We start from the raw sequence: 26,719 nt of genomic DNA on the forward strand, positions 1-26,719 counted from the left end.
CTGCCGCGCGGGGCGGTGTCAGCGCACCCAGACGCTCTGGGTGTCGATGTTGTTCGACGGATACGGATCGGGCACGGTCCCGACGACCGACCCGATCAGCAGGCGCAGCCCCGGTACGCGTGACGCGGCCACGACCACACGATAGGTCCGCGACGCGCCGGATGCGATCTCGGCTTCCGTCCACGACGCCGTCTGGGCGCCCAGGCGCACCTTCGCGCCCGGCGCCGAGACGATCGACAGCCCCGGACCGACCGCCAGCGAGGCCACCGTCAGTGCCGAGGCGCGCGGGCCGCGGTTCGCGACCGTCACGGTCAGGGTCGCCTGCGTGCCGCTGAGCCACACGGAGGGCGCGCCGCTGACCGTGACCGACAGGTCCGCGCGATGGGGCACCGCCGCCGGCTGGACGGTGTACGTGCGGGAGACGGATGCTGCGTTCCCCGCGGCATCCACCGCCTGCGCCGACACGGTGTGGGTCCCCACGCCGGTTCCGTACCCGCTGACCGCGCACGCTCCCGCGATGCCGCTCGTCGCATCGGATGCCGTGCACGTCGGCGCGGCGGGAAGAGTCCCCGCGGAGTAGGCGGCGCCGTCGTCCGGGCCGCCCACGAGGCTCACCGTGGGCGCCGTCGCATCGCGCGCGATGACGACGTCGCTTCGGGCCGTGCCGCCGGCGCTGGTCGCGTGGCAGGTGAGCGTGAGGCCGGGCGTATCGGAGGTCACCGCCGAGTCGAGGCATCCCTCCGACCCCGTCACCGTGGACTCGCCGTCGGCGACGGTCCAGTTCGCAGCGACATCCGAGGTGTACCAGCCGTTCGCGCCGGCCGTTCCGGTCACGGTCGGAGTGATGACGGGGGGCGTCGGGTCCGGCGCCTTCCACATCGTGGCCCGCAGGGGGGTGACGGTGATGCTCTGCAGCTGTGCCGTCCCACCCTCCGACCATGCGGTGACCGCGTCGGCGCCCGCGTTCGGGAACACCTGGTCGGTGATGGTCACACGTCCGTCGGCCGTGAACAGCTCCACGGACGCGCGGTCCAGGTAGAGCTCCAGGGTGACCGTCCCGTCCGGGTTCAGCGCGACGGGCGCGTCGTCGACGCTCGGGAAGAGTGCGCTGAAGTCGGTCTGCCCCGACGCGGTGCGGTCGATGAAGACGCGGCCGGTGTCGCTGTCGTAGCCGATCCGCGTGCCGCTCGTGTCGTCGCCGAACACCGTGATGCCCGACCGGCCGCTCTCGCCGGGCCGGAGGACGACGTCGACGCGCGCGGTGGATGCGCGCAGCCCATCGAGGTCGACCGGCCCGTCCAGGGCCACGTCCGTGCGCGTCTGCGCGGCGGCGAGGTCACGCTGATCCTGCACCTGCGCCACGGGCTTCTGCGAGAGGCGCGGACCCTTCGGTGTGGAGACGAGCGTCACCTCGCGCGGCAGCGCCATGGAGCTGCGCCACGTCGAGGTGGGGATGTCCTGCGAGTAGTCCCAGTTGTTCATCCAGGCCTGCATGATGCGCCCGCTCGTCGGGGCTCCCGAGTACGAGACGCCGGCGTAGTAGTCGCGCCCCCAGTCGAGCCAGTCGTAGCCCTCCAGTCGCGTGCCGGCCGGCGATCCGGAGAACATGACCTGATCGAGCAGGATGTGCCCCCAGCCGAACCGGTTGTTGTCGACGACCTGGATGTGCGCCTCCTTGCCGATGAGGTCCCGCACGTTCCAGCTCGCCCAGTCGAGGGTCTCGCTGTTGCTCCCCGTGGCGCTGCGCACGACCTGGCCGTCGACGACGAGGTTCACCGAGGTCTCCTCGGACCGGGCCGCGGCGGCGGTGTCGCCGATCACCACGTGGTCGAACGTGAGGTGGCCCCACCCGCCCGTCGCGTGGTCGACGATCCGGATCTGCGCGGTCTGCCCGCGGAGGTCGGAGACGTCCCAGCTGCGCCAGTTCAGCTGACCGGCGTTGGGCCCCGTCTGCGTGCGCACGACCTGGCCGTCCACGAGCAGCTCCGCCGCCAGCGAGCCGTCGTCGCGCTTGCCGCCCCCGATGAGGAAGGACACGTCATCGCCGTCGATCGTGAAGGTCGGTGACGTCATCTCGCCTTGGTTGTCGTCGCCGTTCGGGCCGCCCTCCCACGTGTTGATCCGCCCCCTACCGAGGTAGTAGTCGCCGCCGGCGGTCGAGGGGTTGCGGGACGGGTCGGTGGCGAAGTCGCCGGTGAGGGTCCACCCCGAGTCCGCGAGGGTCTGCCCGTCGGGCAGCTCGAAGTCGAAGAGGGTCCGACCGGCCGGAGGGTCGTTGGCGAGCTGCGTGCCCGCGAGGTGGGGATGGTTGCCGCCGCCGACGAGCAGATTGACGAAGGGCTGGCCGATCGTGAAGCTCGGCGAGTCGAGGGTGCCGACGGGCCAGTCGCCGTCGGTGAAGCCGTTCACCAGACCCGCGCCGACGAAGCCGGTGACGGGGCTCTGGCCCGGGAGCGCGCCGGTGGCGGGGGCGTCCGTCCACGGCCCGTTCTTCCCGTTGCCGGGCTCGTTGTGCGGGGTCCAGTCGCCGTAGCCGTTCTCGAAGTCGGCGAAGGTATCGCCGGTCGGGAGGGCATCGGAGGTCACGGTGGACTCGCTCGTGAAGGTCGTGCCGTCGAAGTCGCCGACGAAGTACTGGCCGCCGCTGCCGCCCGCGACACCGCCCGGGTTGAGGTTGACGACCATCACCCACTTCTGGTTGCCGGGGTCGCCGTCGACGGGGAGGGGGAACAGATCGGGGCACTCCCAGATCCCGCCGACCGAGTTGGCCGGACCGAAGTCGGAGAGGTACGTCCAGTCGAGGAGATCGTCGCTGCGGTACAGCAGCACGCGGTGCTCGGTCGCCTCGACGGCCGCCATGACCCAGTACGAGCCGGTCGGCCCGTCGTAGCGGAACACCTTCGGGTCGCGGAAGTTCTGCGAATCGCGGTTCAGCACGGGATTGTGGGCGTACTTCGTCCAGGTCTGGCCCTTGTCGACGCTGTACGCGACGGACTGCGCCTGGATGCCGGGGAAGCGGGGGTCGTCCGCCGTGTAGGCCGAGGTGTACACCGCGACCAGGGGGCCGGGCTGCCCGGGCGCGGCGAGGCCCGAGGTGTTGTTCTCGTCGTAGACGACCGAGCCCGAGAAGATGTCCTCGGTCGGGACGCCGTTCTCGTCGAAGCTCTGCGGGATGGCGAGGGGCTGCTCCTGCCAGGTCATGAGGTCGGTGGAGGTCGCGTGCCCCCAGCTCATGTTCCCCCAGCGGGTGCCCTGGGGGTTGTGCTGGTAGAAGAGGTGGTAGGTGCCGTCGACGTACACCATGCCATTGGGGTCGTTCATCCAGTTCTCTTCGGGGGTGAAGTGGACGAGCGGCCGGTATTGCTGCTGTGCGGGGTCTGAGACGTCGGGATCGGCCGCCTGGGCGGGCGAGGCCACCTGCAGGGCGACGGCGAGGCCGGCCACGGTGAGCAGGGCCGCGGCCCGGTGAAGGCCTCGTCGGGTGGGTGCCGTCGGCGGACGCATCCGCCCTCGGGTGGTGTTCATCATGATCGCCCTCCATCGCGCGAAACGACTGACATCGATGTCAATCGGTGATGAGCGCGATGCTAGGGATTGTCCAGCGGACAATGCAAGCGCCCCGGATCGCGACGGCGACATCGATGTCACCCAGCGGTCCTCCGGATCAGTCGCGCGGGACGGCGATCTCGCCGCTGCCGCGCTCGACGAGCTCGGTCGGGATGACGATGCGCTGCGGAGGGCCGTCGTCGCCGTCGATGCGCGCGAAGATCCGCTCCGCCGCTCGCGCTCCGATCGCCTGCGGATCCTGCCGGATGACGGTGACCCCCGGCTCCAGCAGATCGCCCAGCGGAACCTCGTCGAAGCCGACGAGGGCGACGCGGTGCTGCAGGCCCAGGGCGCGGATCGCGCGCAGGGCGCCCTCGGTGATGAGGTTCTGTGCGCTGAAGACCGCCGTCGGCGGATCGTCGGAGGTGAGCATCTCGCGGAGCGCATGCTCGGCCTGCTCCGGCCCGTGCAGCTCCGGGGCGATCAGTGCGCCGCCCGCGAGCTCCGCCCGGTCGAGTTCGGCGAGGAATCCGTCGCGACGCTCGGCGGCGGTCTGGATGTCGAGGCGGTCGGTGAGGACGGCGATGCGACGATGCCCGCGCTGCAGGAGGTGGCGCGCGGCCCGCGCGGAGCCCGCCCGGTTGTCGCTCGTCACCACGTCGGCGTCGATGCCGGCCGGCTCGCGGTCGACGAAGACGATCGGCGTGCCGCGCTCCATCGTCGAGAGGAGGTATCCGGCGTTGCGCGACATCGTGGTGAGGATGAGCCCGTCGACGCGGCGCCGCAGGAAGGCCTTGACCGCGGCCTCTTCGCGCGCGGCGTCGTCGTCGAGGCTCGAGGCGAACACCGCGACCTCACGAGGGGAGGCGGCATCCTCGACCGCGCGGTTGATGGCGGCGGCGAACGGGTTGTCCACGCTGCTGACGAGGAGGCCGAGCGTGCGTGTGCGCCCGCTCGTCCGACGCAGGCTCCCGGCTTGGAGGTCGACGTGGTAGTCGAGGGCGCGGACCGCGTCCCAGACGCGTTCGGACGTGGCCGGCGACACGTTGGGCTCGAAGTTGATGACGCGCGACACGGTCTTCGTTCCGACGCGCGCCAGCGCGGCGACATCCTTCATCGTTGCGCGTCGTCGGCGGGTGGCAGCGAGGGCGGCGTGTTCTGACATCGATGTCACAATCTGATCTCGGAGTGGGAATTCTTCCTTGACCATAGCGGGCGACGTCGACTAAGAACGACTTTGACATCGATGTCAGCCGAGACATCGGACACCGAGAGGACATTCAATGAAGAAGATCACGTGGACGGGTCGGACGCTTCTGGGCGCGGCCGCCGTCGCAGGCGTCGCGGCACTCACGCTGACCGGCTGCTCGTCGGGGACGACCGCCGGAAGCGGCGACGCCACGGGTGACAGCTCCGAGGCGATCGGGGTCTCGCTCATCGTGAAGACCAACTCCAACCCCTTCTTCATCGCGATGGAGGACGGCGCGAAGGCCGCGGCCGAGAAGGACGGCGTGCAGCTGACCGTCGCCGCCGGCAAGGAGGACGGTGACGAGGACACGCAGATCCAGGCGATCGAGGCGGCCATCTCCAAGGGCGACAAGGGCATCCTCATCACGCCGAACGGTCCCGCCGTCCTCGATGCGATCGCGAAGGCGCGCGACGCGGGCCTGTTCGTCATCGCCCTGGACACCGTGCCCGACCCGGCCGACGCGGTGGACATCACGTTCGCGACCGACAACTTCCTCGCCGGGCAGAACATCGGCAAGTGGACGGCCGGGAGCCTCGACGGCGGCGACGCTGTCATCGGTCTCATCGACCTGTTCAACGACAAGGCCGTCTCCGTCGACTACAACCGCGACCAGGGCTTCCTCGACGGCATGGGCATCGCGCTGAACGACGACAAGGTCAACGGCGACGAGGCACCCACCGGGAAGTACACCGGCGGCAAGGGCGGCTCGTACACGATCGTCGGCAACGAGGCGTCCGAGGGCGCCGAGGACGGCGGCCGCACGGCGATGGAGAACCTCCTCGCCAAGAACCCCGACATCAACGTGGTCTACACGATCAACGAGCCCGCGGCCTACGGCGCCTACCAGGCGCTCGAGGCGGCCGGCAAGGACCCGAAGAAGGTCACCATCGTCTCCATCGACGGTGGCTGCGCCGGCGTTCAGCAGGTCAAGGACGGCATCATCGACGCCACGAGCCAGCAGTACCCGGTCAAGATGGCCGAGCTCGGGGTCGAGGCGATCACGAAGCTCGTGAAGACCGGCGAGAAGCCCTCGGTCTCCGACGGCCTCGACTTCTTCAACACGGGCGTCTCGCTCGTGACCGACACTCCGGTCGACGGCGTCGACTCGATCGACACCACCAAGGGCGCCGACAGCTGCTGGGGAACGAAGTAACACCTCCTCCGGGTGGGGCGGTCCGCCGCCCCACCCGCCATCCCTTCTTCCCACCTCGACCCATGGAGTGACCCCCATGACCGCTACCGCACCACCGACCAGTACTCTCGATCTCGCCGCCGAGTTCCTCGACCGGCGCACGCCGCTCGACCGCGTCCGCGGTCTGCTGCACCGCTATCCCGCCATCAGCCCGGCCGTCGTGCTCGTGCTCTCGATCATCGTCTTCGGCGCGATCAACCCGCGATTCTTCGCCCCGGCGAACCTCTCGCTCGTCCTCGACCAGGTGTCCGTCGTCGGCACCGTCGCGATCGCGCAGACCCTCATCATCCTCACCGCGGGCATCGACCTGTCGGTGGGTGCCGCCATGATCCTGGCCTCGATGGTGATGGCCAAGACGGCGGCGGAGAACGGCGTTCCCGCCGCGATCGCGCTGTTCCTCGGCCTTCTCGCCGCTCTCGCCGCCGGGGCGCTCAACGGCTTCCTCGTGACGCGCGTCAAGCTGCCGCCGTTCATCGCGACCCTCGGCACGTTCAACATCTTCCTCGCGCTGACGCTGCTCTACAGCGGCGGTCAGACCGTGCGGAAGGCGGAGATGCCGGACCTCCTCACGTGGACCGCGACGGCGATCCCGATCGGCGATGTGCGGCTGACCGTCGGCGTCATCGTCATGCTGGCGCTCTACGCACTCGTCGCCTACATCCTCGGGCGCACCGCCTGGGGCCGCCACGTGTACGCCGTCGGCGACGACGCCGAGTCGGCGCGTCTGGCCGGTATCTCCACGGGCAAGGTGCTCATGAGCGTCTACGTCGCCGCGGGCGCCGTCCTCGCCGTCGCGGCGTGGATCCAGATCGGCCGCTCGGGCGCAGCCAGCCCCAACGCCGGGGCGGACCTGAACCTCGACTCGATCACCGCGGTCGTCATCGGCGGGACGTCCCTCTTCGGCGGGCGGGGCGTCATCTGGGGCTCGCTCCTGGGCGCCGTGATCGTCGGCGTCTTCCGCAACGGACTGTTCCTCGCGGGCGTCGACGGTCTCTACCAGACCCTCGCGATCGGCATCCTCGTCATCGTCGCGGTCTCCATCGACCAGTGGATCAGGAAGGTTCGCAAGTGACCATCGCAGACACCTCGGCAGCGCCGGCGGGACAGAACCCGGCCGTGCCCGTCCTCGAGGCCAAGCGCCTCGTCAAGACCTTCGGGCGGGTCGTCGGCCTCGACGGCGTGAGCCTCCAGCTCTATCCCGGCGAAGTCCTCGCCGTCATCGGCGACAACGGCGCCGGCAAGTCCACCCTCATCAAGTGCCTCACGGGGGCGTACATCCCCGACGAGGGCGGTCTCTTCCTGGACGGCGAGCAGGTCCACTTCAAGCGGCCGCAGGATGCCCGTGCCGCCGGCATCGAGACGGTCTACCAGAACCTGGCCGTCTCCCCGGCTCTGGACGTCGCGTCGAACCTGTTCCTCGGGCGGGAGCGGCGCAAGAGCGGCATCCTCGGCTCGGTCTTCCGGGTCCTCGACTCGTCGGGCATGCGCAAGGATGCCCGCGCGGAGGTGCAGCGCCTCGGCATCTCCACCCTGCAGGATGTCACCGTGCCGGTGGAGAACCTCTCCGGGGGTCAGCGGCAGGCGGTCGCCGTCGCACGCGCCGCCGCGTTCGGGTCGAAGGTCGTGATCCTCGACGAGCCCACCGCGGCGCTCGGCGTGCGCGAGTCGAACATGGTGCTCGAGCTCATCCAGCGGCTGCGCGAGAACGGGGTGCCGGTCATCCTCATCTCACACAACATGCCGCACGTGTTCCAGGTCGCCGATCGCATCCACATCCAGCGCCTCGGCAAGCGCGCCGCGACGATCACGCCGCAGTCGCACTCGATGACCGACGCGGTGGCCATCATGACCGGGGCGGCCCAGGGCTGACCCCGCGCGCCGCGCGAGGTCTGGGGTCACGACCTCGCGCGGCGCATCCACCCGATCAGACCCCACCCGGAAGGACATCCGATGACTGTGACCCTCTACGCCGAGTTCACTGCGCAGCCCGGCCGTGCCGACGAGGTCGAGAGCCTGCTGACCGGCCTCGTGGCCCAGGTGCGGGAGGAGCCCGGCAACGTCGTCTTCGACGCATACCGTCGACGCGAGGACGCTGATCGCTTCTTCGTGTTCGAGGTCTACGCCGACGAGGCGGCGTTCGCCGCCCACCTCGCCGCTCCGTACGGCGCCCCGTTCAACGCGGCGCTCGGGCCGCTCATCGTGGAGGACGGCTCGCAGCTCAGCTTTCTCGAGCAGGCGGCCGAGCCCGCCGCCTGACGCGGGCGGTCCGGGCCGCGGGTCCGACTCGGCCGGCGGGGAACACCGTGTCGCCGACGGTCGCTACGGTGGTCTCGTGCCAGCACCCGTCATCCGTGCCCACGGGCTCGCGAAGTCCTACCGCGTCAAGGGGAAGCCCGACGTCGTCGCCGTCGGGGGGATCGACTTCGAGGTCGCTCCGGGGGAGTCCTTCGGCCTGCTCGGCCCGAACGGCGCCGGCAAGTCGACGACGATGAAGATGATCGGGGCCGTCTCGTCCCGCACCGCCGGAGACCTCGAGATCCTCGGGCTCGATCCGGACCGCTGCGGCCCCGAGATCCGCTCGCGCCTGGGCGTCGTCCCCCAGCAGGACAACCTCGACGGAGAGCTCAACGCCCGCGAGAACCTCTACATCTACGGTCGGTACTTCGGCCTCCCCGGCAAGGTCTGCCACCGCAAGGCCGACGAGCTTCTCGCCTTCGCCCAGCTCGAGGACAAGGCGACGAGCAAGGTCGACCAGCTCTCCGGCGGCATGAAACGGCGTCTGACGATCGCGCGGGGCCTCATCAACGACCCGCGCATCCTCCTCCTGGACGAGCCGACGACGGGCCTGGACCCGCAGGCGCGGCACGTCCTGTGGGATCGGCTGTTCCGGCTCAAGGAGCGGGGGACGACCCTCGTCCTCACGACCCACTACATGGACGAGGCCGAGCAGCTCTGCGACCGGCTCATCGTCGTGGACAAGGGGCGGATCATGGCGGAGGGCACTCCCTCCTCCCTCATCCGCGAGCACTCGAGCCGTGAGGTGCTCGAGGTGCGCTTCGGCTCCGACCGCAACGCGCAGGCCGCCGAACGCCTCCACGCCGTCGGCGACCGCGTGGAGGTCCTCCCCGATCGGGTCCTCATCTATACCGCCGACGGCGAGGCCGCCCTCGAGCGGGTGGCCGCTGCGGGTCTCGAGCCGGTGACCTCGCTCGTGCGCCGCTCCTCCCTGGAGGATGTGTTCCTCCGACTCACCGGCAGGTCGCTGATCGAATGAGCGCCTCGCCCTCCGCACCGTTCCCGGCATCCTCGTCGGATGCCACGGCACCGTCGGATCTCGACGCGCTGCGCGCCGAGGCGTTCGCGTGGGCGCGCCGGCCCCGCCGGTTCGGGACCTGGTACGTCACCGAGCACATGGTGCGCGCGATGCGCGCCTACGGGTGGACGATCGTGGTCGGCGCCATCGGCCAGCCGATCCTCTACCTGCTGGGGCTCGCGGTGGGGCTGGCGGCCCTCATCCAGGTGCCGATCGTCGATCATGGCGTGGCCGTGAGCTACCTGATGTTCGTCGCCCCCGCCCTCCTCGCGACCGCGACCATCTCGGTCGCGAGCGAGGAGATGACCTACCCGGTCCTGGCGGGATTCAAGTGGCGGCGATACTTCTACGGCTTCAGCGCCTCGCCGCTGTCGAGCCCGCAGATCGCGGCGGGCGTCATCGCCGGCGCCACCGCGCGCATGGTCGTCGCGGCCGTGGCCTACTACCTGATCGTGTGGCTGCTTCCCTTCGGGGCCGTCCCGCATCCGGGCACGGGGTGGCTCGCGATCCTCGCCGGCGTGCTCGCGGGGCTCGCTTTCGGAGTACCGCTGCTGGCGTATGCGGGGTCGATCGAAGACGACCGGGGGCAGTTCGCCCTCGTGCAGCGCTTCGTCTTCATGCCGATGTTCCTCTTCTCCGGCACCTTCTATCCGCTGGACACCCTCCCGGTCTGGCTGCAGTGGATCGGCTGGGTGTCACCGCTCTGGCACGGGGCCGAACTCGGCCGGGTCGCCACGTACGGCGCCGCCGTCCCGCCGTGGATGATCGCCGTCCACATCGGCTACCTCGTCGCTCTCGTCGTCGTGGGCGCGGTGTGGGCGCGCCGCGTGTTCGTCGAGAGGCTGGCGAAATGACCGCCGTCTCCTCCGGAACGCGCACCCCGGTCCGCGGCGGCGGGGTGCGGGCGCTCTGGGCGGGCAACCCGCAGGCGGTCGTGCAGCGGGGGCTCATCGCGGCGCGCTCGTCGAGCTGGGCGGTCGTGCTCTCCGGGTTCTTCGAGCCGGTGTTCTACCTCGCCTCGATGGGGATCGGGCTCGGCGCCCTCATCGGCGACGTGCAGACCGCCCAGGGTGTGGATGTCAGCTATGCGGCGTTCATCGCGCCCGCGCTGCTCGCGGTCTCCGCCATGAACGGCGCGATCTACGACTCGACGTGGAACGTCTTCTTCCGCCTGAACTACGGCAGGCTCTACGAGGGCATGCTGTCGACCTCGCTCGGGCCGCTGGATGTCGCCCTCGGAGAGATCGTCTACGCGCTCCTGCGGGGGCTCGCCTATGCCACCGGGTTCATGATCATCATGCAGATCCTGGGGCTGAACCTCTCCTGGACGGCAGTGCTCGCCCTGCCGGCGGTCGTGCTCATCGCCTTCGGCTTCGCGAGCGTCGGGATGGCCGTGACGAGCTTCATGAAGACCTTCCAGCAGATGGACTGGATCACCTTCGTGCTTCTGCCGATGTTCCTCTTCTCGGCCACGTTCTACCCGATCACGGTCTACCCCGGGTGGGTCCAGCAGATCGTCATGGCGCTTCCGCTCTGGCACGGGGTGGAGCTCATCCGCGGGCTGACGACCGGCATCCTGAGTGTCGGCATGCTCTGGCACGTGGTGTACTACGCCGTGATGGTGGCGATCGGTCTCGTCTTCACGACGACGCGTCTGCGCGCGCTGTTCCTCGACTGACGCGCGTCCGAGGCGTCCGGCGCCGGCGACGCGGAACGGCGGATGCCGCGGGGAACGCGCCCCCTCGGCATCCGCCGTTCGCCCGTGCGGGATCTAGAGCGAGCCGGTCTCGCCGAGCCCGATGTTCGTGTCGTAGTCGACGTCCTTCGTCTCCTTCGAGACGAGGAGCGCGATGAAGGTGAGCACGGCCGATCCGGAGAGGTAGACGCCCACGAGCCACGGCTCACCGCCCGCGGCCGCCCAGAGCCCGAGCGCGATCGACGGCGCGACGGCGGCGCCGAGGATGGAGGCGACGTTGTACGCGATCGCCGAGCCGGTGTAGCGGACGTTGGTCGGGAAGAGCTCCGGCAGAACGGCGCCCATGGGCCCGAACGTCGCCCCCATCAGCATGAAGCCGAACACGAGGAAGGCCTGCACGAGCGCGCCGGTGAACTTCGGGTCGACGTGCGGCAGGAGGAACACGTTGAACGTCAGCCCGAGGATGCCGATGACGGCGGTCACCCAGAGGAGGAGCTTGCGCCGGCCCACGGCATCCGCGATCGGACCGGAGAGGAGGGTGAAGATGCCGAAGAACACCACGCCGATGATCTGCATGATGACGAAGTCGGTGTACCCGAACCCGAGGCCCGGTACGGGGGCGTCGACGGCCTTCGTGCCGTAGGCGAGGGTGAAGCTCGTCATCAGGTAGAAGAGCACGTAGGTCGCGAGCATGATGAACGTGCCGATGATCAGGTTCTTCCAGTGCCCCCGGATGACCTCGCCGAGCGGGAAGCGGCGGAGCGCCCCCTTCTTCTCGGCGGCCGCGAACGTCGCCGACTCCACGAGCTTGAGGCGCACCCACAGGCCGATGATCACCATGACCGCGGAGAAGAGGAAGGGGATCCGCCAGCCCCACGCGAGGAAGGCCTCGGAGCGCTGCATCGGGCCGTCCGGGTGGGGGAGGGCGAAGTTGATCACGAGGAAGATCGTGTTCGCGATGATGAAGCCGATGGGCGCGCCCAGCTGCGGGAAGGTGCCGTACCAGGCGCGCTTGCCCTTCGGCGCGTTCTCGGTGGCGACCAGGGCCGCGCCCGACCATTCGCCGCCGAGCGCGAAGCCCTGGAACAGGCGGAGGACCAGGAGCAGGAACGCCGCCCACCATCCGATGCCGTCGAAGGTCGGCAGGCATCCGATCAGGAAGGTCGCGATGCCCATCGTGAGCAGGGACGCCACGAGGGTCGCCTTGCGGCCGAAGCGGTCGCCGAAGTGTCCGAAGACGACGGCGCCGATGGGGCGCGCGATCATCGCGGCGCCGAAGACGGCGAACGAGGAGAGGAGGGCCGTCGTCTCGTTGCCGGTGGGGAAGAAGAGGACCGGGAACACGAGGACCGCGGCGGTCGCGTAGACGTAGAAGTCGTAGAACTCGATCGTCGTGCCCACGAGGCTCGCGGTGATGACACGGGCGCGGGAGTTGGCGGGTGCGGGGGCGGTGGCAGGAGCCACCTGAGGTGCAGCAGACATGCGAAGAGAGAACCTGTCGGAGATCGAAGAGAGGTCCTCGTGGGACACGCCGGTGGCGGTCGTCCGGAGCAGGGGTGATGCGGCGGGCGTCGCGGCGGGGGACACCGGGGGCGCCGGCAGGATCGCGGCACCGCCTTCGATCCTACGCCCGCGACGAAAGGGTGGATGCCTTCGGGCGCCGGCGGTGCCGGGCCGAGGCATCCACCCTGTGCCGGTGGTGCGCGCGGATCAGCGCCAGAGCACCGCGATGCCTGCGTTGAGGAAGGTCAGGATCCCGATGAGCCAGAACAGGGCCGGTGCGACCGCGCCCGTCCTCCGCTGCCGGGCGGTCCCGATGCCCAGCAGGGCGCCGATGATGAGGAGCACGACGAGCTTCACGCCGAGCTTGACGTAGTTGAGCGGGTACTCGATGCCCCACGGGGCGGCGAGCGCGAGGCCTGCGACCGCGGCGATCACCATGCCCCACGTCATGAGGCGGGTGATGCGGCGCTGCCCCACCGCTTCGACGACCCACGCCCCGAACAGGATCGCGAAACCGGTCAGGTGGACGAGGACGACGGCATGACGCAGGATCTCCATACCCTCAGTCTACCTGAAGGATGGCGGGCCCGCGTCCACGATGTGCGTCCGCCGCGCGCTCGCCCGCGCGACCGCGCTCAGCCGCCTTCAGCCGCGCAGCTCACGGAGGAGGAGCGCGGTGCGCAGCGCGGCATCCGCGGCCTCGGCACCCTTGTCCTCCTTCGAGCCGGGAAGGCCCGCGCGATCGATGCCCTGCTGCTCGTCGTCGAGGGTGAGCACGCCGAATCCGACCGGCTTGCCCGCGTCGAGGGCGACGCGCGTGAGCCCGTCGGTCGCCGCCGACGAGACGAACTCGAAGTGCGGGGTGCCGCCGCGGATGATGACACCGAGGGCGACGACGGCGTCCGCGCCGCCCTCGAGGGCAGCCTTCGCCGCGACGGGCAGCTCGAACGACCCGGGGACGCGCACGAGGCGCCAGTCCGCCCCCGCGGCCTCGAGCACGCGCTCCGCACCCGCGATCAGTCCGTCGGTGATGACGTCGTGCCAGAGCCCGGCGACGACGACGACCCGCAGGCCCGCCCCGTCGATCGGCCGGGTCTCGGGTGCGCCGTGGCCGCTCATGCGTTCTCCTCCGTGGTGAGTGCGTGGTCCGCGCCGGCCGCGAGGGCCGCCTCGAGTTCGGCGGCGCCGATGATGTGACCCATCCGATCGCGCTTGGTCTCGAGGTACTGGTGGTTGTTGGGTCCGACGCCGACGACGAGCGGGACCTGCTCGACGATCTCGAGGCCGAGTTCGCGCAGCTGCGCGACCTTGTCGGTGTTGTTCGTCAGCAGTCGGAGCCTCTCGACGCCGAGGTCGGCGAGGATCCCCGCCGCCGCCGCGTAGTCGCGCGCGTCCGCGGGAAGGCCCAGGGCGAGGTTCGCGTCGACGGTGTCGAGCCCGCGTTCCTGCAGGCTGTAGGCGCGGAGCTTGTTGATGAGGCCGATTCCGCGCCCCTCGTGGCCGCGCATGTAGACCACGACGCCGCCGTCTTCCGCGATCGCGTCGAGGGCGGCATCCAGCTGCGGACCGCACTCGCACTTGAGTGAGCCGAACGCCTCGCCCGTGAGGCACTCCGAGTGCACCCGCACGAGGGGGGCATCCTCGGTCAGGTCGCCCGAGACGACCGCGATGTGGTCGGTGCCGGTCATCCGGTCCTTGTACGCGAGGAAGCGGAAGTCCCCGTGCGAGGTCGGCACGTGCGCTTCGGCCCGCAGGCTCACGCGGCGCCGGGGAGCGTGCGGGGCGGGCTCGGCGACCGGCTCGATCTCGTCGAGGTAGGCGATGAGCTGCTCGATGGTGATGACGGGCACGCCCTCGCGTTCGCCCATCTCCAGGAGCCCGGGCAGGCGCATCATCGATCCGTCCTCGGCCACGACCTCCCCGATGGCGGCGACGGGCTGAAGGCCCGCGAGCCGCATGAGCTCGACCCCCGCCTCCGTGTGTCCGGCGCGTTCGCGCACGCCGCCGTCGACGGCCCGCAGCGGCAGGACGTGGCCGGGGCGGATCACCGACGCCGGGGTGGAGGAGGGGTCGGCGAGCACGTTGAGCGTGTGGGAGCGGTCGGTGGCGCTGATGCCCGTGGAGACCTTGTCCGCCGCGTCGACGCTGACCGTGTACGCCGTGCCGCGCGTGTCCTCGTTCACCGCCACCATGGGCGGCAGGTCGAGGCGGTCGGCCCATTCGGCCGGCATCGGGGCGCAGAGGAACCCGCTGGACCACCGGATCGTCCAGGCGAGCCACTCGGGGGTGGCGAGCTGGGCCGACAGGATGATGTCGCCCTCGTTCTCGCGGTTCTCGTCGTCGGCGACGATGACCGGCCGTCCTTCGCGGAGGGCGTCGAGTGCGTCGGTGATGGGGGAAAGGCTCATCGGGAGCCTCCTTCGTTCGAGGTGGGGTGGGAGAAGGCGAGCAGTCGCTGCACGTGACGCGCGAGGATGTCTGTCTCGAGGTTGACGCGGTCGCCGGGCGTGCGCTCGCCGAGGGTCGTCACCGCGAGGGTCTCCGGGATCAGCGACACCTCGAACCACTGCTCCGCCTCGGTCCCCGAGCCGTCTCCGGTCCCCGAGCCCGTCGAGGGGGCGGGGGAGACGGCGCTGACGGTGAGGGAGACCCCGTCCACGGTGATCGACCCCTTGTCGACGACGAGCGGGGCGAGCTCCGCCGGGAGGGAGATGCGGACGACCTGCCACTGCGCGCCGGGGCGCACCTCTTGCACGATACCGGTGCCGTCGACGTGCCCTTGGACGATGTGGCCGCCGAGCCGCGTGTGCGCGGAGAGTGCGCGCTCGAGGTTGACGGGGGTGCCGGGGGCGACGCCGACGAGGCTCGTGACGTCGAGCGTCTGACGCATGACATCGGCGGTGAACCAGTCCGCGCCCTGGCCTGTGACCGTGAGGCAGACGCCGCTCACGGCGATCGAATCGCCCTGCGCGGCATCCGATACGGCCTTCGGACCGCGGATCGTCAGTCGCACGCCGTCGCCCGAGGGGTCGACGGCGACGACCTCTCCGCGCTCTTCGATGATTCCGGTGAACATGTCAGGTGTCTCCCTTCGAGAGGGCCGGGGCAGGCAGGAGGGCCGGGGCCGGCGAGATGGGGTGTGCGATGACGAGCAGGTCGTCGCCGAGCCTGTCCACCGACGCGATGTCCAGGCGGCGCTGCGCGCCGATCGTGGGGACGCCGAGATCGCCGGTCGCGAGCCGGTCGCCGCCCAGGAGAGTGGGGGCGACGTACACGAGGACCTCGTCGGCGATCCCCGCGCGCAGGAAGGACGAGGCCAGCGTCGGCCCGCCCTCGACGAAGACCCGCTGGATGCCGAGTTCGCGGAGGCGGTCAAGGAGGTCGGGGAGGTCATCCCCCTCGTCCTGCAGGAACGGCCTCGGGTGCGTGCGGACGCGTGCGCTCTGCGGCACGGCGCGGGTGCCGACCACGACCGGCCGCGGCTGCTCGGCGAGGAGCGTTCCGTCGGGACCGCGGGCGGTGAGAGCGGGGTCGTCGGTGAGGAGCGTGCCCGTGCCGACCACGATCGCGTCAGCGAGGGCGCGGCGACGGTGCACATCGGCGCGCGCGACGGGTCCGGTGATCCACTGGCTCGTTCCGTCGGATGCCGCTGCGCGGCCGTCGAGCGACTGCGCCCACTTCACCGTCACGTGCGGGCGGCCGAGCCGCTGCACGGTGAGCCAGGAGTCGAGGAGCGCAGTCCCGTCGTCGGCGAGGACGCCGGCATCCACGTCGACGCCCGCCGCGCGCAGGCGGTCTGCACCGCCGCTGGAACGCAGGCCCGGGTCATCGACCGCGTACACGACCCGCGCGATGCCCGCGGCGATGAGCGCCTCGGCGCACGGACCTGTGCGCCCGGTGTGGTTGCACGGTTCGAGGCTCACGACGGCGGTCGCGCCCCGCGCAGCATCCGCGGACAGCTGCGACAGTGCGTCGACCTCGGCGTGTGCCGTTCCCGCACCGCGGTGCCAGCCCTCGGCGAGGACGTCGCCGTTCGGGCTCAGAAGGACGGCGCCCACCTGCGGGTTGACGCCGCGGGGTCCCCGGAGCGCGAGGCTCTGCGCACGCGCCATGGCGCGCTCTTCGCGCTGCTGACGCTGTTCGCGCTCTTCCCCGGTCATCCGTCGTCCTTCGTCGGTCTCCGGGTGTGCGATGCGCGATCGGCACGACGGGCGCCGCGAACGGCCCCGCCCGTGCTGCCTCCCATCCGGACTCGCGGTCCCTTCCTCGGAAGGCACCGCATCACCGTCGGTCCCGGAATTCCACCGGGTCGACCCGTGTCGTCCTGGGGACGACGGGGCTCGCGGACTGTCACCGCCGGTTCGGATTCTCACCGACCCCGGAGCACGTTGTTCTGCTCTCGATCCTACTCAACGCGCTCCGCGCCGTTTCATTCCATGACGCGGCGCCGCCGATTGCGGGCGCAGATCACTTGAGCAGACGCGACAGCCGACGGTCGGCGAGGAGCTTGCCGCCGGTCTGGCAGGTCGGGCAGTACTCCAGGGAGTTGTCCGCGAAGAAGACGCTCCGCACCTCGTCTCCGCAGACCGGGCAGGCCTCGCCGCGTCGGCCGTGCACCGCCATCCCGCGCCGCTTGGCATCCTTGAGCTCGGCCGGAGGGCGACCGGATGCCTGGTTCACGGCATCGGTCAGGGTGGAGCGCATCGCCTCGTACAGCCGCGTGATCTCCTCGGGCGACAGGTTCGCCGCGAGGGCGTAGGGCGACATCCTCGCGGCATGGAGGATCTCATCGGAGTACGCGTTGCCGACGCCCGCGATGATCGACTGGTCGCGCAGGACTCCCTTGATCTGGGTCCGCCGGCCCGCGAGGAGCGTGGCGAACACGTCGCGCGTGAACGCGGGCTGCAGGGGATCGGGGCCGAGCCGGGCGACACCCGGCACGTCCTGCGGGTGCCGGACGACCGAGACGGCGAGCGACTTCTTCGTGCCCGCCTCGGTGAGGTCGAAGCCCGAACCGTCATCGAAGCCGACCCGGAGGGCGATCGGGGTCTTTCCCGGGCGGATCACCGTCGCCGGGAGCGTCTCGTACCAGCGCAGCCAGCCCGCCTTCGCGAGGTGGAACACGAGGTGGATCTCCGTCTGTGCGAACGCGGATGCATGGTCAGCGGCGGGGTCGGGTGCGCCGGCATCCAGCCTCAGGTCCACGAATTTGCCGTGACGTGACGCGGACACGACGCGCGCGCCGACGAGGGCATCGATCGGTGGATCGTAGGTCTTCAGGGCGGCGATGTTCGCGACCCTCGCCTTCGTGATCGTCAGCCCCGCCGCGCGCTCGCCGAGGAAGCGGGTGAGTCCCTCGACCTCGGGCATCTCCGGCATGCGCCCATCCTCGCACGCACCTCCGACGTGCGGGTCAGTCCGCGAGGACGGGCCACCGGGTGGGGGATCGGTCGTCGGTGCGCAGCAGCGCCGCCGCCCAGCCGTCCACGCGGCCCGTCATGCCGTGGAGGGCGGCTCGTCGCACCCCCTCGAAGCGAAACCCGAGGGTCCGCGCGACCCGGGCTGACGGTGTGTTGTCGGCCACGGCGTGCCACTCGATGCGGTGGAGGGCCGCGCCGTCGTCCGAGAAGCCCCACGCGAGGACGGCGGTCGCCGCCTCGGTCAGGATCCCGCGCCCGCGCGCCGTCGGCGCGAGCCAGTAGCCGAGCTCGCCCGACCCCCGGCCGTCGACACGGTAGAGGCCGACGATGCCGCAGAACACATCCCGCTCGCGCACCGCCCACACGAGGTGTTCGCCGGTGCGCCAGCCCTCGTGCGCCTTCGCGATGAGCGCGTCCGCATCCTGGTGGGTGAACGGCGTGGGCGCCGGGGTGTTCTGCCGGATCGACTCGTCCTGGCACGCGGCGAACACGGCCGCGGCGTCGTCCTGACGTGGTGCCGACAGCTCGAGCCGGCCCGTCCGCAGCGTCACCGGTTCCATCCTCTGACCCTAACTCCGCCGCCCTCATCGCCGACGCCTGGTTCGCGCCCTCTCAGCCGCGGTGCGTACCGATTGCAGGAACACTCGCCCGCCCGCATCCCGCGGGCGCGGGAATCTCGCGGACCTCCACCCCACCGCGCCGCAGCGGTCCTGCAATCGGTACGGCCGGCCCTCGAAAGCGAGGCGGCGCCGAGAGGAGCGGTCGGTCAACGCCTCCTCCCCAGCGAGGGCCGCCGCGGATCCGTCCACAGATGATCGGGATCGACCGCCCGCCCGCCCTCGCCGCGCGACGATCGCGTCATGTCCGTGGAGTTCCTGACCCGCGCCGACCTGCTCGCGCAGGGGTACACGCGCCGATCCATTCAGGCGGCGCTCCGCGCAGGCGTCATCGTCCGCGCACGCCGGGATCGCTATCTCGGCGGCGGGACCCCGGACACCATCGTCCGCGCGGTCCGCGTGGGCGGGCGTCTCACGTGCCTCTCGCTGCTGGCGATGCGGGGCGTCTTCGTCTTCGAGAACCACCGTCTGCACGTGCACGTCAACCCGACCGACGGTCGTCTGCGCGATCCGGCCGACGCGCGTGCGCGCATCGCCGCCGGGAGGGGCGTCCCGGCGCCCGTCGTGCACTGGAGCTCCCTCAGCGAACCGGGAGGATCGTCGTGCGTCGTCGGCATCGTGGATGCTGCAGCCCATGCCGTCCGGTGCCAGTCGCCGAGGGCCGCCGTCGCGACGCTGGACAGCCTCCTTCACCTGGGTGTGCTGTCCGCTCCTGAGCTGCGAGACGTGTTCTCGCGTCTTCCGGCTCGATTCCAGGTGCTCGAGTCGCTGGTCGATGGGCGGGCGGAGTCAGGTCCCGAGACGTTCGTCCGACTCATGGCGCGGATGCTGGGGTGCGACATCCGGCTGCAGGTCTTCTTCGACGGGGTCGGACGTGTGGATCTGCTTCTCGACGGCTGGCTCGTCGTGGAGTGCGACAGCAGGGAGTTCCACTCCGACTGGGCTCAGCAGGAAGTCGACCACGACCGCGATCTCGCCCTGGCGGCACTCGGCTACGGCACGCTGCGCCTCACTGCGGCGCGCATCATGCATCGCCCCGACGAGGTGTTCGCCGCACTGCGAGGACTGCTCGGCCAGCGTCGGGTGGCGTGACACGCGATCCGCGTACCGATTGCAGGATCGTTCCCCCGGCCCGCCCCTGACGCGGTCACGCGAAGGGGCACGGCGTGGGCTGATCCTGCAATCGGTACGGTGACGCCCTCACCGACCCCAGGCCGTCAGCTGCGGCGGAGCAGCCCGACGCGGTCGTACACGTCCGAGAGGGTCGCGTCGGCGACCTCCGCAGCGCGATCGGCGTTGGATGCCAGGACGCGGTCGAGCTCGCCCGGGTCGGCCAGCAGATCCAGGGCGCGCTCGCGCACCGGTCCGAACTCGTTCACGACGACCTCGGCGAGCCCCTTCTTGAAGTCGCCGTAGCCGCGTCCCGCGTACTCGTCCTCGATCGACGGGATCTGGCGGCCCGTGAGGGCGGCGTAGATCGTCAGCAGGTTCGAGACGCCCGGCTTCGACTCGCGGTCGTACCTGACGGTCCCTTCGCTGTCGGTGACGGCGCGCATGACCTTCTTCGCCGAGACGGCCGGGTCATCCAGCAGCCACAGCACTCCGGCATCCGACTCCGCCGACTTCGACATCTTCGCGGTCGGGTTCTGCAGGTCGTAGATGCGTGCGGTCTCCTTCTGGATGACCGGGATCGGCACGGTGAAGGCCGCACCGTACCGCGCGTTGAACCGCTCGGCGAGGTCACGGGTGAGCTCGACGTGCTGCTTCTGGTCGTCGCCCACCGGCACGATGTCTGTCTGGTAGAGCAGGATGTCGGCGGCCATGAGCACCGGATAGGTGAACAGGCCCACGTTCGTCTGGTCCGTGCCGTAGCGGGCGGACTTGTCCTTGAACTGGGTCATCCGGTTCGCCTCGCCGAAGCCGGTGATGGTCGACAGGATCCAGGCGAGCTCGGCGTGGGCGCGCACGTGCGACTGCACGTACAGCGTCGAACGCGACGGCTCGATGCCGGCCGCGATGTACTGCGCGGCGGTGCGGCGCGTCTTCTCGCGGAGTTCCGCCGGGTCGTTCGGCTGGGTCAGCGCGTGCAGGTCGACGACGGAGAAGAACGCCTCGTACGCGTCCTGCAGGTCCCGCCACTGGAGGAGCGCGCCGATGTAGTTGCCGACCTGGAGCGAATCGGCGGACGGCTGCATTCCGGAATAGAGGCGGGGCCTGGTCATCCCTCCAGTCTATTGAGCGGATGCCGCGGCGGCGGACGGCCCCTCGACGCGCGGGCGGGCGGGCGGTCGCGTCGGCCGGCGGGGGCACCGGGCGTGACGCCCCGGTCCGATCCCGGTCCCGGTCCCGGTCAGATGGTGTAGTCGGCGACGACCGGCGCGTGGTCGCTCCAGCGCGTGTCCCACGAGGGTGCGCGCACGACCCGGTAGTCGGCGACGCGCGCGGCGAGTTCGGGGGTCGCGAGGTGATAGTCGATCCGCCAGCCGGTGTCGGTGTCGAAGGCCTTCCCCCGACTGGACCACCAGGTGTACGGCCCGTCGACCTCGCCGGCGAACCGGCGCCCCACATCGACCCATCCGAGGCCGGGGCCCGTCGATCCGTCGACACCCGTGACGGGCGCCCCGGTGGCGCCGGTGAAGCGGTCGAAGTAGGCGCGCTCCCGCGGGAGGAATCCCGCCTTCTTCACGTTGCCCCGCCAGTTGCGGATGTCGAGCTCGCGATGCCCCACATTGAGATCGCCCGTGATGAGCGCGAGCGGACCGAGCTGTCGCATCCGAGCGGTCATCGCGTCGAGGAACGCGTACTTGGCGTCCTGCTTGGGCGTGCCGTCCTCGCCCGTGTGGACATAGGCGCTCACGACCGTGATCACCTCATCGCCCACGCGGATGTCCGCCTCGACCCAGCGGCCCCTGCTGTCGAGGCTCTCGAGCGTCCCGTCCGTGAGCTCGGTCCGCCAGATGTCGATCGGTTCGCGCGCCGCGATAGCGACGCCGGCGCGGCCCTTGGCGAGCGCCTCGTCGTTCACGACGTGCCAGCCCGGCAGGGCGGCGGCGAGGTGCTCGGCTTCGCCGCGGACCTCCTGCAGGGTCAGGACGTCGACGTCGGCGGCATCCAGCCACTCCCGCATGCCCTTCCGGACGGCGGCGCGGATGCCGTTGACGTTGACCGAGGCGACGCGGAGGTGAGAGGGGGCGTGGGGCACCGACCCAGCCTAATCAAGGCCCCCGACAGCGGACTCCGCCGTGCGTGCGGCCTGTACCCGCGCGAGCTCGTCCTCGGCCCGGTGGAGCTCCCGCGACGCTGCCGGCCGGGACCACCAGCTCGCGTCGGCGCGCGCGATGTGGGCGTTCCGGACGCGCACCTCGGCCGCCAGAAGCAGCGCCGCGTGCTCGCGCCGGCGCTGCTCCTCGGCGCTGAGCTGTTCGATCGGCACATCCGCGTCCTGTGCGGTCAGGGCGACCCAGGAGGCGGCGACGAGGATGACGATCCCGACCAGGCGGAACCACAGGAGGAATCCGATGAACACGGAGAACGTCGCCAGCAGCGGATTGGAGGGGGAGTAGAACAGCAGGAGCCCGGCGCCGAACTGGAGGATGACGAGGGCTCCGCCGCCGAGCGCCGCTCCGGGCATGATCAGTCGCCACCGCAGCGACGTCCCGGTGAGGAAGCGGATCAGCGCCGCGAGCGCCGCGGTGTTGATGACGAAGGCCACCGCCGCCGAGGCGATCCGACCGGTCACCCAGAGCCATCCCGAACTGTCCCCCCACCCGAGGGCGGTCAGGAGCAGGCCGATCGTCCCGCTCGCGACGGCGGCGAGGGCGGCGCCGACGATGAGCGAGAGCCCGAACAGGGCCGCCGCGACGAAGTCGCGCGCCTTGAGGAGCACATAGTTGCGGGTGTCGAAGGGGAGCCCGAAGATGTCGCGCACCGCCCGGCGGGTGAAGGTGACGAAGCCGATCGCCGTCCACAGCGCGGCGATGAAGGCGACGGCGCCGGTGACGGCGAGGACGCTCGCCGACTGCTGGGCGATCTGGGTGACGTCGGCTTCGCTGACGAGTCCTTGGCCCTCCTCCTTGCCGATGATGCCCGGGATGTAGGAATTGATGACCCCGATCAGCCCGTCGATCGCCTGCTGGCTGTCGCCGAGCCAGATGCCGACGACAGCGAACCCGAAGTAGATGACGGCGAAGATCGCGAACAGCGACTGGTAGCTGATCGCCGCGGCGAGGAGGAAGCCGTTGGCCCGGAGGAAGTGACGCCACACCCGGATCGGGAACCACGCGAGGGTCTTCCGGGTGAGCGTGGTGGCGCGTTCGATCGGCTGGTCGAGGCGTTCGCGAAGGGGGGACTGCTCCCAGCGCGCCCGCCAGTCGTCATCCGTCCCGGGTGTCTCGCTCACGACCTCAGGATATCGAGCGCGGATGCCGTGTCGTCGCGACAGCCGACGGGCGGGACGCCGCTGCGGCGCCCCGACTCAACTGCGCAGGATGGCCTGCTTGACCTCGGCGATGGCCTTCGTGACCTCGATGCCACGGGGGCACGCCTCGGTGCAGTTGAAGGTCGTGCGGCAGCGCCACACGCCTTCCTTGTCGTTGAGGATGTCCAGGCGCACGTCGCCCGCATCGTCGCGCGAGTCGAAGATGAAGCGGTGGGCGTTGACGATCGCCGCCGGTCCGAAGTACTGCCCGTCGGTCCAGAAGACCGGGCACGAAGACGTGCACGCGGCGCAGAGGATGCACTTGGTCGTGTCGTCGAAGCGCTCGCGGTCGACGATCGACTGGATGCGCTCCTTGCCCGGCTCGGGCTTCGAGTTCGCGATGAGGAAGGGCTGCACCTCGCGGAACGATGCGAAGAAGGGGTCCATGTCCACGACGAGGTCCTTCTCCAGCGGAAGGCCCTTGATGGCCTCCACGTAGATGGGCTTCGAGATGTCGAGGTCCTTGATGAGCGTCTTGCACGCCAGGCGGTTGCGGCCGTTGATGCGCATCGCATCGGACCCGCAGATGCCGTGGGCGCACGAGCGGCGGAAGGTGAGCGAGCCGTCGACCTCCCACTTGATCTTGTGCAGCGCATCGAGCACGCGGTCGGTGGGGTACAGCTCCACGTCGTAGTCGACCCAGCGCGGCTCTGCGTCCGTCTCCGGGTCGAAGCGGCGGATGTTGAAGGTGACGAGGTACGACTGGATCGGGGCCTCGCCCGCCGACTCGGCGACGGCGGGATTCTGCTCTGCGACGGCGGTCGACATCAGTACTTCCTCTCCATCGGCGGGTAGTTGAACTCGCCCGCCTCGTTCTTCGTGAACACGACCGGCTTCCAGTCCAGGCGGATGTGGTCCTCCGGGTCGGGGGAGTGCGGGTCGCCCGTGAGGTAGGCCATGGTGTGCTGCATGTACTTCTCGTCGTCACGCTTCTCGAAGTCCTCGCGCATGTGCCCGCCGCGGCTCTCCTTGCGGTTGCGGGCGGCGTAGGCGACGATCTCGGCGAGGTCGAGGAGGAAGCCGAGCTCGACCGCCTCCAGCAGGTCGGTGTTGAACCGCTTGCCCTTGTCGTCGACGTGGACGTTCTTGAAGCGCTCGCGCAGATCGTGGATCGTGCCGAGGACGTTCGTCAGCGTCTCCTCCGTGCGGAAGACCTGCGCGTTGGCATCCATCTCCTCCTGCAGCTTCTTGCGAAGGACGGCGATGCGCTCGGTTCCCGGGTTCGACCGCAGGCCCTCGAGCATCTCGCGGACCTCCTTCGCCGGATCCTCGGGGAGCGGGACGAAGTCGGCCGTCTGGACGTACTCCACGGCCTTGCGGCCCGAGCGCTTGCCGAAGACGTTGATGTCGAGCAGCGAGTTGGTGCCGAGCCGGTTGGCGCCGTGCACCGACACGCAGGCGCACTCGCCGGCGGCGTAGAGCCCGGGGACCACCGTGGTGTTGTCGGCGAGGACCTCACCGTCGTTGTTGGTGGGGATGCCGCCCATGGCGTAGTGCGCGGTCGGCATGACCGGGACGGGCTCGGTGACGGGGTCGACACCCAGGTAGGTGCGGGCGAACTCGGTGATGTCGGGGAGCTTCGTCTCGAGTACCTCGGCGCCCAGGTGCGTGCAGTCGAGGTAGACGTAGTCCTTGTGGGGGCCTGCGCCGCGGCCTTCGAGCACCTCCTTGACCATGCAGCGGGCGACGATGTCGCGGGGGGCGAGGTCCTTGATGGTGGGGGCGTAGCGCTCCATGAAGCGCTCGCCGGAGGCGTTGCGCAGGATCGCGCCCTCGCCGCGGGCGCCCTCGGTGAGGAGGATGCCGAGGCCGGCGAGACCGGTCGGGTGGAACTGGAAGAACTCGATGTCCTCCAGCGGCAGGCCCTTGCGCCACACGATCCCGACGCCGTCGCCGGTGAGGGTGTGGGCGTTGGAGGTCGTCTTGTAGATCTTGCCGAATCCGCCGGTGGCGAAGATGACGGCCTTCGAGTGGAAGACGTGGAGGTCGCCCGTGGCGAGCTCGTACGCCACGACACCGGCGACCTGGGTCTTGCCCTCGGCATCCTTCACGGTGATGAGGTCGAGCGCGTAGTACTCGTTGAAGAAGTTGATGCCCAGGCGCACGCAGTTCTGGAAGAGCGTCTGCAGGATCATGTGGCCGGTGCGGTCGGCGGCGTAGCACGCGCGGCGGACCGGGGTCTTGCCGTGGTCGGCGGTGTGGCCCCCGAAGCGGCGCTGGTCGATCTTGCCCTCGGGGGTGCGGTTGAACGGCAGGCCCATGTTCTCGAGGTCGATGACGGCGTCGATGGCCTCCTTCGCGAGGATCTCCGCGGCATCCTGATCGACGAGGTAGTCGCCGCCCTTGACGGTGTCGAAGGTGTGCCACTCCCACGAGTCCTCTTCGACGTTGGCGAGCGCCGCCGCCATGCCGCCCTGCGCCGCACCGGTGTGCGAACGCGTCGGGTACAGCTTGGTGATGACCGCCGTGCGGGCACCGGGGCCGGCCTCGATCGCCGCGCGCATGCCGGCGCCGCCGGCGCCGACGATGACGATGTCGAACTCGTGGTAGTAGACGCCGTCGCGCAGGACGGCTTCGGGGTGCGGGGTGCTCACGTCAGGAATTGCCTTGTCTCGTTCGTCGTCGATGTCGTGGGGGAGGCGCCGGGATCACCGGCGGCGGCTCACCCGGCCGCGCACTTCTCGATCAGCCAGTCGGTCGTCGAGCTGTCCACGCCCAGGCACGGGTCGAAGGTGAAGACGACGAGCGTGCCGAGGAGGATCAGGAACCCGGCGGCGATCCACAGCGCCCACACGAGCACCTTGCGGGTCGTGGCTCCCGTGACGTAGTCGTTCACGATCGTGCGCATGCCGTTGGCGCCGTGGATGAGGGCGAGCCAGAGCATCAGCACGTCCCACCACTGCCAGAACGGGCTGGCGAACTTGCCGGCCACGAAGGCGAAGTCGATGCCGTGGATGCCTTCGCCCAGCATCAGGTTCACGAAGAGGTGGCCGAAGATGAGGACGACCAGCAGTACGCCCGAGATGCGCATGTACAGCCAGCCGAGCTTCTCGAGGTTGCGGCCCCTGCCACGCGGGCGCGGGGTCTCGTGCGGCGCACGCGGCGCGGCGATGGTGTCGGCGGTCATCAGTGCCCCCCTCCCACGTTCGCGAAGACGTTCATCAGGTGGCGCGGAGCGAATCCGGCGAGGGTGATCGCCCAGACGCCCAGGACGCCCCACCACAGCTGACGCTGGTGACGCGTCGCCCACGGCCACAGGTCGACCGCGATGATGCGCAGGCCGTTGTAGGCGTGGTAGGCGATGGCGGCGACGAGGAAGACCTCGCCGATCCCCATGATCGGGTTCTTGTACGTGCCGATGACCGCGTCGTAGGCCTCGGGGGAGAGGCGGATCAGAGCGGTGTCGAGAACATGCACGAGCAGGAAGAAGAAGATGGCGACGCCGGTGATGCGGTGCAGGACCCACGACCACATACCCTCGTTGCCGCGGTACAGCGTGCCGCGCGGGGTCTTGGACGTGGTCTGGGCTACCGACGGTGTGACGCGTGCTGGTGCAGACACGGTCGTCCTCCCTTGGTGTGATCGGACGCGACGCTGCGGCGAGGATGGATCTCCGCGGGCCGTGGGGCCCGACTCGTCGCACACGGGGCGCACTCTCATCCTAAGTCGCCCTGAAGGGGGTGGGCGAGGAAGGTCAGCCTAAGTT

The 26,719-nt window shown here is 70.2% G+C and carries 25 protein-coding genes and 1 riboswitch; of the genes, 8 read left to right on the forward strand and 17 right to left on the reverse strand.

Annotated features, from left to right (window positions below; genetic code table 11):
* Nucleotides 1-18: 18 nt before the first annotated feature.
* Nucleotides 19-3,525, reverse strand: a complete 3,507-nt coding sequence (locus tag J0P97_RS15785) for a GH32 C-terminal domain-containing protein (RefSeq protein WP_372449696.1) — start codon at nt 3,523-3,525, stop codon at nt 19-21.
* A gap of 139 nt (nt 3,526-3,664) precedes the next feature.
* Complete coding sequence (locus J0P97_RS08710) at nt 3,665-4,663, reverse strand: LacI family DNA-binding transcriptional regulator (protein WP_215487396.1); 999 nt, start codon at nt 4,661-4,663, stop codon at nt 3,665-3,667.
* 166 nt (nt 4,664-4,829) lie between these two features.
* Here J0P97_RS08710 and J0P97_RS08715 point away from each other — a divergent pair, with 166 nt between their 5' ends.
* The 7 genes from J0P97_RS08715 (at nt 4,830) to J0P97_RS08745 (ending at nt 10,978) form a co-directional block, all read left to right on the forward strand.
* A complete protein-coding gene (locus J0P97_RS08715) occupies nt 4,830-5,948 on the forward strand; it encodes a substrate-binding domain-containing protein (RefSeq protein ID WP_215487397.1) in 1,119 nt (372 codons plus the stop codon).
* A gap of 76 nt (nt 5,949-6,024) precedes the next feature.
* On the forward strand, nt 6,025-7,059 hold the full coding sequence (locus tag J0P97_RS08720) for an ABC transporter permease (RefSeq protein ID WP_215487398.1): 1,035 nt from the start codon (nt 6,025-6,027) through the stop codon (nt 7,057-7,059).
* Nucleotides 7,060-7,061: 2 nt separating this feature from the next.
* Nucleotides 7,062-7,856 (forward strand): ATP-binding cassette domain-containing protein, encoded by a 795-nt coding sequence (locus tag J0P97_RS08725; protein WP_215487548.1) that lies wholly within the window; start codon nt 7,062-7,064, stop codon nt 7,854-7,856.
* An 81-nt stretch (nt 7,857-7,937) separates the two neighbouring features.
* The gene (locus J0P97_RS08730; RefSeq protein WP_215487399.1) at nt 7,938-8,243 is read left to right on the forward strand and encodes a putative quinol monooxygenase; all 306 of its coding nucleotides are present in this window, start codon (nt 7,938-7,940) and stop codon (nt 8,241-8,243) included.
* Between the two features lie 76 nt (nt 8,244-8,319).
* Nucleotides 8,320-9,261, forward strand: coding sequence for an ABC transporter ATP-binding protein (locus J0P97_RS08735; RefSeq protein ID WP_215487400.1), 942 nt, complete (start codon nt 8,320-8,322; stop codon nt 9,259-9,261).
* A complete protein-coding gene (locus J0P97_RS08740; protein WP_215487401.1) occupies nt 9,258-10,154 on the forward strand; it encodes an ABC transporter permease in 897 nt (298 codons plus the stop codon). The genes J0P97_RS08735 and J0P97_RS08740 overlap by 4 nt, the downstream gene beginning before the upstream one ends.
* Nucleotides 10,151-10,978 carry an ABC transporter permease gene (locus J0P97_RS08745; protein WP_215487402.1) on the forward strand — a complete coding sequence of 276 codons (828 nt, stop codon included), beginning with the start codon at nt 10,151-10,153 and terminating at the stop codon, nt 10,976-10,978. Before J0P97_RS08740 ends, J0P97_RS08745 begins: the two co-directional genes overlap by 4 nt.
* 93 nt (nt 10,979-11,071) lie before the next feature.
* Here the strand turns inward: J0P97_RS08745 and J0P97_RS08750 are convergent, their stop codons facing one another.
* The 8 genes from J0P97_RS08750 to J0P97_RS08785 form a co-directional block, all read right to left on the reverse strand.
* Nucleotides 11,072-12,478 carry an MFS transporter gene (locus J0P97_RS08750; RefSeq protein WP_215487403.1) on the reverse strand — a complete coding sequence of 469 codons (1,407 nt, stop codon included), beginning with the start codon at nt 12,476-12,478 and terminating at the stop codon, nt 11,072-11,074.
* 228 nt (nt 12,479-12,706) lie between these two features.
* Nucleotides 12,707-13,057 (reverse strand): Fe-S protein, encoded by a 351-nt coding sequence (locus J0P97_RS08755; RefSeq protein ID WP_215487404.1) that lies wholly within the window; start codon nt 13,055-13,057, stop codon nt 12,707-12,709.
* An 87-nt stretch (nt 13,058-13,144) separates the two neighbouring features.
* The gene (ribH, locus tag J0P97_RS08760; RefSeq protein ID WP_215487405.1) at nt 13,145-13,618 is read right to left on the reverse strand and encodes a 6,7-dimethyl-8-ribityllumazine synthase; all 474 of its coding nucleotides are present in this window, start codon (nt 13,616-13,618) and stop codon (nt 13,145-13,147) included.
* On the reverse strand, nt 13,615-14,907 hold the full coding sequence (gene ribA / locus J0P97_RS08765; protein WP_215487406.1) for a GTP cyclohydrolase II: 1,293 nt from the start codon (nt 14,905-14,907) through the stop codon (nt 13,615-13,617). Before ribA ends, ribH begins: the two co-directional genes overlap by 4 nt.
* Complete coding sequence (locus J0P97_RS08770; RefSeq protein WP_215487407.1) at nt 14,904-15,575, reverse strand: riboflavin synthase; 672 nt, start codon at nt 15,573-15,575, stop codon at nt 14,904-14,906. The genes ribA and J0P97_RS08770 overlap by 4 nt, the downstream gene beginning before the upstream one ends.
* Nucleotide 15,576: 1 nt before the next feature.
* On the reverse strand, nt 15,577-16,659 hold the full coding sequence (gene ribD, locus J0P97_RS08775; RefSeq protein ID WP_215487408.1) for a bifunctional diaminohydroxyphosphoribosylaminopyrimidine deaminase/5-amino-6-(5-phosphoribosylamino)uracil reductase RibD: 1,083 nt from the start codon (nt 16,657-16,659) through the stop codon (nt 15,577-15,579).
* 69 nt (nt 16,660-16,728) lie between these two features.
* Nucleotides 16,729-16,889: riboswitch (FMN riboswitch) on the reverse strand.
* A gap of 77 nt (nt 16,890-16,966) precedes the next feature.
* Complete coding sequence (locus J0P97_RS08780) at nt 16,967-17,878, reverse strand: Fpg/Nei family DNA glycosylase (protein ID WP_215487409.1); 912 nt, start codon at nt 17,876-17,878, stop codon at nt 16,967-16,969.
* Nucleotides 17,879-17,912: 34 nt separating this feature from the next.
* Nucleotides 17,913-18,479: a GNAT family N-acetyltransferase gene (locus J0P97_RS08785; protein WP_215487410.1), complete on the reverse strand. Its 567-nt coding sequence runs from the start codon at nt 18,477-18,479 to the stop codon at nt 17,913-17,915.
* A gap of 300 nt (nt 18,480-18,779) precedes the next feature.
* On the opposite strand from J0P97_RS08785, the gene J0P97_RS08790 reads away from it, so the two are divergent.
* Nucleotides 18,780-19,628 (forward strand): endonuclease domain-containing protein, encoded by an 849-nt coding sequence (locus J0P97_RS08790; RefSeq protein ID WP_215487411.1) that lies wholly within the window; start codon nt 18,780-18,782, stop codon nt 19,626-19,628.
* Nucleotides 19,629-19,753: 125 nt separating this feature from the next.
* Here the strand turns inward: J0P97_RS08790 and trpS are convergent, their stop codons facing one another.
* From trpS to sdhC, 7 genes are all read right to left on the reverse strand, one after another.
* Entirely contained in the window at nt 19,754-20,758 is a 1,005-nt protein-coding gene (trpS, locus tag J0P97_RS08795) for a tryptophan--tRNA ligase (protein ID WP_215487412.1), read from the reverse strand.
* 128 nt (nt 20,759-20,886) lie between these two features.
* Nucleotides 20,887-21,738 carry an endonuclease/exonuclease/phosphatase family protein gene (locus J0P97_RS08800; RefSeq protein ID WP_215487413.1) on the reverse strand — a complete coding sequence of 284 codons (852 nt, stop codon included), beginning with the start codon at nt 21,736-21,738 and terminating at the stop codon, nt 20,887-20,889.
* 9 nt (nt 21,739-21,747) lie between these two features.
* Nucleotides 21,748-22,935, reverse strand: coding sequence for a YihY/virulence factor BrkB family protein (locus tag J0P97_RS08805; protein WP_215487414.1), 1,188 nt, complete (start codon nt 22,933-22,935; stop codon nt 21,748-21,750).
* Between the two features lie 75 nt (nt 22,936-23,010).
* The gene (locus J0P97_RS08810) at nt 23,011-23,781 is read right to left on the reverse strand and encodes a succinate dehydrogenase iron-sulfur subunit (RefSeq protein ID WP_215487415.1); all 771 of its coding nucleotides are present in this window, start codon (nt 23,779-23,781) and stop codon (nt 23,011-23,013) included.
* On the reverse strand, nt 23,781-25,607 hold the full coding sequence (gene sdhA / locus J0P97_RS08815) for a succinate dehydrogenase flavoprotein subunit (protein ID WP_215487416.1): 1,827 nt from the start codon (nt 25,605-25,607) through the stop codon (nt 23,781-23,783). Before sdhA ends, J0P97_RS08810 begins: the two co-directional genes overlap by 1 nt.
* Nucleotides 25,608-25,675: 68 nt before the next feature.
* Entirely contained in the window at nt 25,676-26,140 is a 465-nt protein-coding gene (locus tag J0P97_RS08820; RefSeq protein ID WP_215487417.1) for a succinate dehydrogenase hydrophobic membrane anchor subunit, read from the reverse strand.
* Entirely contained in the window at nt 26,140-26,574 is a 435-nt protein-coding gene (gene sdhC, locus J0P97_RS08825) for a succinate dehydrogenase, cytochrome b556 subunit (protein ID WP_282837139.1), read from the reverse strand. Before sdhC ends, J0P97_RS08820 begins: the two co-directional genes overlap by 1 nt.
* Between the last annotated feature and the right edge of the window lie 145 nt (nt 26,575-26,719).

The sequence above is a fragment of the Microbacterium flavum genome (assembly GCF_018717645.1).
Lineage (GTDB): Bacteria > Actinomycetota > Actinomycetes > Actinomycetales > Microbacteriaceae > Microbacterium > Microbacterium flavum.

Bases quoted from the DNA above. Each gene is read 5' to 3' on its own strand.
- J0P97_RS15785 (WP_372449696.1), bottom strand. From the start codon at position 3,525: ATGAACACCACCCGAGGGCGGATGCGTCCGCCGACGGCACCCACCCGA.
- J0P97_RS08710 (WP_215487396.1), bottom strand. From the start codon at position 4,663: ATGAAGGATGTCGCCGCGCTGGCGCGCGTCGGAACGAAGACCGTGTCG.
- J0P97_RS08715 (WP_215487397.1), top strand. From the start codon at position 4,830: ATGAAGAAGATCACGTGGACGGGTCGGACGCTTCTGGGCGCGGCCGCC.
- J0P97_RS08720 (WP_215487398.1), top strand. From the start codon at position 6,025: ATGACCGCTACCGCACCACCGACCAGTACTCTCGATCTCGCCGCCGAG.
- J0P97_RS08730 (WP_215487399.1), top strand. From the start codon at position 7,938: ATGACTGTGACCCTCTACGCCGAGTTCACTGCGCAGCCCGGCCGTGCC.
- J0P97_RS08740 (WP_215487401.1), top strand. From the start codon at position 9,258: ATGAGCGCCTCGCCCTCCGCACCGTTCCCGGCATCCTCGTCGGATGCC.
- J0P97_RS08745 (WP_215487402.1), top strand. From the start codon at position 10,151: ATGACCGCCGTCTCCTCCGGAACGCGCACCCCGGTCCGCGGCGGCGGG.
- J0P97_RS08750 (WP_215487403.1), bottom strand. From the start codon at position 12,478: ATGTCTGCTGCACCTCAGGTGGCTCCTGCCACCGCCCCCGCACCCGCC.
- J0P97_RS08755 (WP_215487404.1), bottom strand. From the start codon at position 13,057: ATGGAGATCCTGCGTCATGCCGTCGTCCTCGTCCACCTGACCGGTTTC.
- ribH (WP_215487405.1), bottom strand. From the start codon at position 13,618: ATGAGCGGCCACGGCGCACCCGAGACCCGGCCGATCGACGGGGCGGGC.
- ribA (WP_215487406.1), bottom strand. From the start codon at position 14,907: ATGAGCCTTTCCCCCATCACCGACGCACTCGACGCCCTCCGCGAAGGA.
- J0P97_RS08770 (WP_215487407.1), bottom strand. From the start codon at position 15,575: ATGTTCACCGGAATCATCGAAGAGCGCGGAGAGGTCGTCGCCGTCGAC.
- ribD (WP_215487408.1), bottom strand. From the start codon at position 16,659: ATGACCGGGGAAGAGCGCGAACAGCGTCAGCAGCGCGAAGAGCGCGCC.
- J0P97_RS08780 (WP_215487409.1), bottom strand. From the start codon at position 17,878: ATGCCGGAGATGCCCGAGGTCGAGGGACTCACCCGCTTCCTCGGCGAG.
- J0P97_RS08785 (WP_215487410.1), bottom strand. From the start codon at position 18,479: ATGGAACCGGTGACGCTGCGGACGGGCCGGCTCGAGCTGTCGGCACCA.
- J0P97_RS08790 (WP_215487411.1), top strand. From the start codon at position 18,780: ATGTCCGTGGAGTTCCTGACCCGCGCCGACCTGCTCGCGCAGGGGTAC.
- trpS (WP_215487412.1), bottom strand. From the start codon at position 20,758: ATGACCAGGCCCCGCCTCTATTCCGGAATGCAGCCGTCCGCCGATTCG.
- J0P97_RS08810 (WP_215487415.1), bottom strand. From the start codon at position 23,781: ATGTCGACCGCCGTCGCAGAGCAGAATCCCGCCGTCGCCGAGTCGGCG.
- J0P97_RS08820 (WP_215487417.1), bottom strand. From the start codon at position 26,140: ATGACCGCCGACACCATCGCCGCGCCGCGTGCGCCGCACGAGACCCCG.